Source organism: Geomonas sp., assembly GCF_035254065.1.
Classification (GTDB): Bacteria; Desulfobacterota; Desulfuromonadia; order Geobacterales; family Geobacteraceae; genus Geomonas.
The window spans coordinates 1-6949 of record NZ_DATFBA010000026.1 but is presented as its reverse complement, the minus strand read 5'-3'; the positions used below and the strand labels follow the sequence as shown (position 1 = coordinate 6949).

Annotated in this window: 8 protein-coding genes; all 8 read left to right on the top strand. The window is 62.4% G+C overall.

The features are described 5' to 3' along the window. Window positions 1–1180: polyribonucleotide nucleotidyltransferase (pnp, locus tag VJ604_RS01505; RefSeq protein WP_324079616.1), on the top strand; the 1180-nt coding region annotated here is incomplete at its 5' end. Between the two features lie 210 nt (window positions 1181–1390). Then, entirely contained in the window at window positions 1391–2647 is a 1257-nt protein-coding gene (locus tag VJ604_RS01500) for a M16 family metallopeptidase (protein ID WP_324079615.1), read from the top strand. A 1-nt stretch (window position 2648) separates the two neighbouring features. Next, the gene (dut, locus tag VJ604_RS01495; RefSeq protein WP_324079614.1) at window positions 2649–3089 is read left to right on the top strand and encodes a dUTP diphosphatase; all 441 of its coding nucleotides are present in this window, start codon (window positions 2649–2651) and stop codon (window positions 3087–3089) included. Window positions 3090–3383: 294 nt separating this feature from the next. Further along, the gene (locus VJ604_RS01490; RefSeq protein WP_324079613.1) at window positions 3384–4487 is read left to right on the top strand and encodes an aminopeptidase; all 1104 of its coding nucleotides are present in this window, start codon (window positions 3384–3386) and stop codon (window positions 4485–4487) included. Window positions 4488–4490: 3 nt separating this feature from the next. Next, entirely contained in the window at window positions 4491–5099 is a 609-nt protein-coding gene (locus tag VJ604_RS01485) for an L-threonylcarbamoyladenylate synthase (RefSeq protein ID WP_324079612.1), read from the top strand. A gap of 30 nt (window positions 5100–5129) precedes the next feature. After that, window positions 5130–5483 (top strand): hypothetical protein, encoded by a 354-nt coding sequence (locus VJ604_RS01480; protein ID WP_324079611.1) that lies wholly within the window; start codon window positions 5130–5132, stop codon window positions 5481–5483. A gap of 266 nt (window positions 5484–5749) precedes the next feature. After that, the gene (queD, locus tag VJ604_RS01475) at window positions 5750–6118 is read left to right on the top strand and encodes a 6-carboxytetrahydropterin synthase QueD (RefSeq protein ID WP_324079610.1); all 369 of its coding nucleotides are present in this window, start codon (window positions 5750–5752) and stop codon (window positions 6116–6118) included. After that, entirely contained in the window at window positions 6093–6863 is a 771-nt protein-coding gene (locus tag VJ604_RS01470; RefSeq protein ID WP_324079609.1) for a 7-carboxy-7-deazaguanine synthase QueE, read from the top strand. Before queD ends, VJ604_RS01470 begins: the two co-directional genes overlap by 26 nt. Window positions 6864–6949 lie beyond the last annotated feature (86 nt).

The following is a 6949-nucleotide window of genomic DNA, read 5'->3' as shown; positions in this document are numbered from 1 at the left end:
GCACATCATCAAGGACGGCGAGCGCATCGACGGCCGCGACACCAAGACCATCCGCACCATCAGCACCGAGGCAGGCTTCCTGCCGCGCGCTCACGGTTCGGCGCTCTTCACCCGCGGCGAGACCCAGGCCATCGTGGCCTCCACCCTGGGCACCTCGGTGGACGAGCAGCGCATCGACTCGCTCTACGGCGATTCCCGGAAAAAGTTCCTGCTGCACTACAACTTCCCGCCGTACTCCGTCGGCGAGACCAGCTTCCGTCTGGCCCCGGGCCGCCGCGAGATCGGCCACGGCATGCTGGCCGAGCGCGCCCTGCAGCAGGTGCTCCCCAAGCATGACGACTTCCCCTACACCATCCGCATCGTCTCCGACATCACCGAGTCCAACGGCTCCTCCTCGATGGCCACCGTCTGCGGCGGCTGCATGTCGATGATGGACGCCGGTATCCCCATCAAGGCTCCGGTGGCCGGCATCGCTATGGGCCTCATCAAGGAAGGCGACGAGTTCGCAATCCTCTCCGACATCCTGGGCGACGAGGACCACCTGGGCGACATGGACTTCAAGGTGGCCGGTACCGCCGAAGGGGTCACCGCGCTGCAGATGGACATCAAGATCGGCGGCGTGACCCGCCAGATCATGCAGGCCGCCCTGGCCCAGGCCAAGGAAGGCCGCCTGCACATCCTGGGCGAGATGGCCAAGACCCTCGACAAGCCTAGAGCTGACCTCTCCGCCTTCGCACCGCGCATCACCACCATCTGGGTCAAGGTCGACAAGATCCGCGACGTCATCGGTTCCGGCGGCAAGAACATCAGGAGCGTCACCGAGGCGACCGGCGTGCAGATCGACATCGAGGACACCGGCAAGATCAACATCGCCTCCACCAACAAGGAAGCCTGCGACCTGGCCATCAAGATGATCCGTAACCTGACCGCCGAGGCCGAGGAAGGCAAGCTCTACATGGGCACCGTCAAGAAGATCATGGAATTCGGCGCCTTCGTGGAGATCTTCCCGGGCACCGACGGCCTGGTGCACATCTCCGAGCTCGATACCGAGCGCGTGAAGAACGTCACCGACATCCTCAACGAGGGTGACAAGGTGCTGGTGAAGTGCATCGGCATCGACAAGCAGGGCAAGATCAAGCTCTCCAGGAAAGAGGCGCTGGGCGCCACCTTCACCGAGTAGCAGAGACACACGCAAAAGGGCTGAGGGCAAAAAGCGCGGGATGCAAACAGGGGACTGGCTCCGAAAGGTGCCAGTCCCCCTTGCACACGTACCTTTAGCCGTCGGCCCTTCTCGTTTTGAGGGATAAGGGGACAGGCACCTTTGGAGCCAGTCCCCTCCTTTTAGCCCCTTGGCTGGCATTTGCCAGACTTTCACGGTATAGTCTTAACCATGATAAAAAAGTCCATTCTCGATAACGGCATCCGCGTCATTTCTGAACGCATCCCCTACGCCAGCTCAGTTTCCATCGGTATTTGGGTCGCCAACGGCTCCCGCCACGAATCGCGCGAGCTAAACGGCGTCGCCCATTTCATCGAACACCTCCTCTTCAAAGGAACCCAGCGCAGGAGCGCCCTGGATATCGCCCGCGAGATCGACTCGGTTGGCGGGGTGCTGAACGCCTTCACCAGCCGCGAGTACGTCTGCTACTACGCCAAGGTGCTGGACAAATTCCTCCCCAATGCCGTCGACCTGTTGACCGACCTCTTCCTCCATTCCGTCTTCGACCCGGAGGAGATCGAGAAGGAGCGCCGGGTGGTGCTCCAGGAAATCAACATGATGGAGGACACCCCGGACGACCTGATCCACGACCTGTTCCACCAGCACTTCTGGAAGGGGCACCCGCTGGGGATGTCGATCCTGGGCGACGCCGCGAGCGTGGGGGGGCTGACCAGGGATTCCATCATCGGCTTCAAGGACCGGATGTACCGCGGCGAGGACATCATCGTCTCAGCGGCCGGCAACCTGACCCACGAGGAGCTGATCTCCCTCATCCAGCAACACCTCCTCCCGATTGACGGCGGCAACGGCCGTAGCGAAACAACGCTGCCGGTGTACGAGCGGCGGATAGAGCTGATGGAGAAGGACCTCGAGCAGGTGCATGTCTGCCTGGGGCTCAAAGGGGTGCAGCAGAACGACCCGCGCCGCTACGACGCCTTCATCATGAACGCCATCCTGGGCGGCTCCATGAGCTCGCGGCTCTTCCAGGAGGTGCGTGAGAAGAGCGGGCTCGCCTACTCGGTCTACTCCTACCTCGCCTCCCATGCCGACGCCGGCTCGCTGGTGGTCTACGCCGGCGCCAGCCCGGAAAACGGCTCGGAACTGGTCGAGATCATGCTGAAGGAGTTGCGCCGCTTCAAGGAGGAACCGGTCCCCCAGACCCAGCTGGACGCAGCCCGCGAGCAGCTGAAAGGCAACCTGCTCCTCTCGCTGGAGTCGAGCGACAACCGGATGTCCCGGCTCGCCAAGAACGAGATCTACTTCGGCGCGCCGCTTTCGCTGGACGGCATCATGGAAGGATTCGATCGCGTCAGTTCGGGTAGCATCCAGCAACTCGCCAACGAACTTCTCGATAACTCCGCCCTCACACTGGTCATGCTTGGCAGGGTCGGCACGCCTTCTTTCGCCCCTTCCGATATCAACGTCTAGAATGAACGCTCTCACCATCCGTATAAAAAGGCTCAGGGAGACCTCCATCCCCAGCTACCAGACCGAGCAGGCGGCCGGGGTCGACCTGCATGCGGCGCTGGAGGACCCCTTCACGCTGCAGCCGGGCGAGCGCGCGCTGGTGCCGACCGGTCTCGCCATCGAGATACCTCCTGGGTATGAGGCGCAGGTAAGACCCAGGAGCGGGCTCGCCTTGAGGCACGGCATCGGGCTGGTCAACTCGCCGGGCACCATCGACGCCGATTACCGGGGCGAGATCGGGGTGATCCTGATCAACCTCGGCGCCGAGCCCTTCACCGTCACCGACGGCGAGCGCATCGCCCAGCTGGTCTTCGCCCGCTACGAGCGCGCCGAGTTCGTCGAGGTCGAGGAACTTGGGGAGACCGGGAGGGGAAGCGGCGGGTTCGGGCACACGGGAAGATAAACCGGACGGTACCAACCGGTACTGGGCCTAGCCCCTCGCCCCTTTAGGGGAGCGGGTGCCCGAAGGGGGGGTGAGGGCGTCGCAACTTGCCCGAAAACCCAACCCTCACCCCTGCCCTCTCCCCTAAAGGGGCGAGGGAGAGTTGGAAGGGTGGAGGAAAATGTCGATACTGGGCAGCGGCGACGATGGGGTGCTGCCTGTCCGCGCCGCCATTTACGTTAGCCGCAGGTTGTCCTAGAATGTACGTGTTATGCGCCGCACCCGAAACTTAACCATCCGATGGGGGTACCGGTAATGAAAGATCCTCGCAACAGACAGCTGGCGGAAGTGCTGGTCAACTATTCGGCCCGCGTGCAGCCGGGAGACGTGGTGTTCATCTCCTGCGCCGGCATGGAGGGAGCGCCGCTGGTGAAGGAGCTCTACGCGCTTTGCCTCGAGAGGGGTGCCAAGTACGTGGAGTACGAGTTCACCATCCCCGACATCACCCGCTACTTCTACAATACGGCCAATCACCAGCAGATCTCCTACTTCCCCGAGCACAAGCTCGAGTTCATGAAGAAGGTCGACGTCTACATCGGACTGAACGCCTCCGAGAACTCCATGGTGATGGCCAAGGCCAACCAGTCCAACATGATCGCCTGGTCGAAGCTGACCCGGCCGATCATCGACCAGCGCGTGAAGCACACCCGCTGGGTGATCACCCGCTACCCGACGCAGGGCGCAGCGCAAGAGGCGCGCATGAGCCTGGACGAGTACGAGGATTACCTGTTCGCGGCCTGCTGCATGGACTGGGAGGTGGAGTCCGGCAAGCAGGAGGCCCTCAAGGCGTGCGTGGATGCCGCCGACCGGGTACGGATCAAGGCGAGCGACACCGACCTCTCCTTCAGTATCAAGGGGCTCCCCGGCATCAAGTGCGACGGCCGGCTGAACATCCCCGACGGGGAGGTGTTCACCGCCCCGGTCAGGGACTCGGTGGAAGGGTACATCACCTACAACTGCCCGACCGTCTACCAGGGGAAGGAGTTCAACAACGTCCGCCTGGAGTTCCAGAAGGGACGCATCGTGAAGGCGACCTCTCCCGGTATGGACGAGGACCTGAACCGGATCCTGGACACCGACGAAGGGGCGCGCTACATAGGCGAGTTCGCCATCGGCGTCAATCCCCGCATCCGGGTGCCGATGCGCAACATCCTGTTCGACGAGAAGATCTTCGGCTCCATCCACTTCACCCCCGGCCAGGCCTACGACGAGTGCGACAACGGCAACCGCTCCGCCGTGCACTGGGACATGGTGAAGATCCTGGTGGACGATGGCGAGCTGTGGTTCGACGACATCCTGATCCAGAAGGACGGCCGCTTCGTGCACGGGCCGCTTCTGGGGCTCAACCCCGGTGACTAGATCATGCTGCTGGAGATCAACCCCGACAACCCGCAACCGCGACTGATAGCCCGCGTGGTGGAGACCCTCAAGAAGGGGGGGGTGGTGGCCTATCCCACCGACACCACCTACGGCCTCGGCTGCAGCATCTTCAGCAAGAAGGGGATCGAGCGGATCTACCTGATCAAGCAGCGCGACCGCAAGAAGCCGTTCTCCTTCATCTGCACCGACCTCTCCGAGATTGCCCGCTACACGAAGGTCAGCAACTACCAGTTCAAGGTGATGAGAAGGCTTCTGCCTGGGCCCTACACCTTCGTGCTGGAGGCCAACTCCATCGTCCCCGATCTTCTGTTGACCAAACAGCGCACGGTCGGCATCAGGATGCCGGACAACGAGATCTGCCTCTCCATCGTCAAGGAACTGGGCGCCCCCATCGTCACCACCAGCGCCAACCTCTCCGGCGAAGATCCGATCGGAGACCCCTGGCAGGTGGAGACGGAGCTGGGGAAACTTCTGGATATCGTGGTAGACGGCGGCGAGCTTACCGCCGACGTCAGCTCGGTGGTGAGCCTGATCGGAGACCGGCCGGAGGTGCTCAGGAAAGGAGTGGGGGACGTAAGCTGGTGCGAATGATGAAACGAGCGCTTTCGAGGTGGCGGCGCCATGCGTAAGAGAACGATCCGCAGCGGGCTGAGGTTCATGATTGCCGGGATCGTCTGCGTCATCCTGGCCACCTTCTTCCATGCCCAAATCTCGAATCTGCTCTTTGCCGGGATGGCCGACGAGGGGAAACTCACCTTCCTCGGGTTCTTCCTGGGGTGGATGTTGAGCGGCTATGGCGCGCTCTGGACGGTGGCCGGCTTCGTGCAGAGCGGGCCCAACTCGGACCGCGTTCGGCTGGCACCGACTTTCCTGCTCCTCGTTTCGCTGGTGATCCTCTTCTTCGTGCTCGCCTACGAATCGATGTCCTCCCCGCGCGTCCCCCCGCTGCAGCCGGGCGAGACGATCAATATTTGACATCGTAAGGTCTTACGTACGGGTAAGCCTGGGACAGGACGGTACGAATGAGGGGGATCGTCGGTAGCCGTTCGTGCTGAGCTTGTCGAAGTACCCTCTTCCTGACAGTCACAAGCTAGTCCTTCGACAGGCTCAGGACGAACGGGTTGAGAGCTTGATGTGTCGGCATTGGATGTCCAAGGTCAGTTCCCGGGTTCTCGGTGAACCTTAAATGGAGTGGGCAGAGCCGCCCACCCTAACTGCAACACGATTCATACGGAGGAAGCATGTACCGTCTCACCATTCACACAGCCTTCGCGGCTGCCCATAATCTCACCCACTACCAGGGGGACTGCGAGAACCTGCACGGCCACAACTGGAAGGTGGAGGTCTCCATCACCACCACCGAGCTGGACAAGGCCGGGCTCGGCGTCGACTTCAAGATCCTCAAGCGGGAGACCAACGCGCTCTTGAAGACCCTTGACCACAAGTACCTGAACGAGCTGGCTCCCTTCACCGACCTCTCCCCCTCTTCGGAGAACATCGCCCGCTACCTCTACGGCGAGCTGACCAAGATCTTCGGCTCTGACAAGGTGAAGGTCGAGATGGTAACCGTCTGGGAGTCCGATTTTGCCTCGGCAAGCTACTTCGAATAGGGACGGGGCCGATCTGGTGGAGTGCTTCTCCTCCATCCAGGGGGAGGGGATCCTGGTGGGACTGCGCCAGGTATTCCTGCGCTTTGCCGGTTGCAACCTGAACTGCACCTTCTGCGACACGCCCGGCACCGCCTATATCCCCAAGGAGTGCCTGCTGGAGCAGACCCCGGGACGGCGCGATTTCATCACTGTCCCCAACCCGGTGAGCTGCGAGCGGGTGGTTTCCCTGATCGAGAGCTGGACCGCGGGGTGGCCCGGCATCCACCATTCCATCAGCGTTACCGGCGGCGAGCCCCTGTTGCACGGCGCTCATCTGTCCGTGTGGCTCCCCAGGCTAAGGGAACTCCTCCCGATCCACCTGGAGACCAACGGTACCCTGCCGGAGGCCCTCGAGCCGCTCATTCCCCATCTCGACTACATCGGCATGGACATCAAGCTTCCTTCCGCTTCCGGGTGCCCAGAACTATGGGACGAGCACGAGGCGTTCCTGAAGATCGCCGCCCGGACCGGGGTGTTCGTCAAGGTGGTAGTCGACCAGGGGACGGAAAACTGGGAGGTGGAGCGCTCCTGCGCCATGATCGCCGCGGTGGATCGCGCCATACCGCTCATCCTGCAGCCGATGACCCTCGCCGACGGCGGCATCCCGCTCTCCCCCTTGAGGATGCTGGAGTTCCAGGAGCTGGCAGCCGGGCTCAAGGAGGTGCGGGTGATCCCGCAGACCCATAAGTTCATGGGGCAGCTGTAACCGTCGGATGACCTCGCTACAGCTTTTCCCGCCTCTGTTCGATGTCCCCCTGCCTCTGTCCGAAAGTCCCCTCTCCCTCCGGGAGA

Bases quoted from the DNA above. Each gene is read 5' to 3' on its own strand.
- VJ604_RS01490 (WP_324079613.1), top strand. From the start codon at position 3,384: ATGAAAGATCCTCGCAACAGACAGCTGGCGGAAGTGCTGGTCAACTAT.
- VJ604_RS01485 (WP_324079612.1), top strand. From the start codon at position 4,491: ATGCTGCTGGAGATCAACCCCGACAACCCGCAACCGCGACTGATAGCC.
- queD (WP_324079610.1), top strand. From the start codon at position 5,750: ATGTACCGTCTCACCATTCACACAGCCTTCGCGGCTGCCCATAATCTC.
- VJ604_RS01480 (WP_324079611.1), top strand. From the start codon at position 5,130: ATGCGTAAGAGAACGATCCGCAGCGGGCTGAGGTTCATGATTGCCGGG.
- VJ604_RS01500 (WP_324079615.1), top strand. From the start codon at position 1,391: ATGATAAAAAAGTCCATTCTCGATAACGGCATCCGCGTCATTTCTGAA.
- dut (WP_324079614.1), top strand. From the start codon at position 2,649: ATGAACGCTCTCACCATCCGTATAAAAAGGCTCAGGGAGACCTCCATC.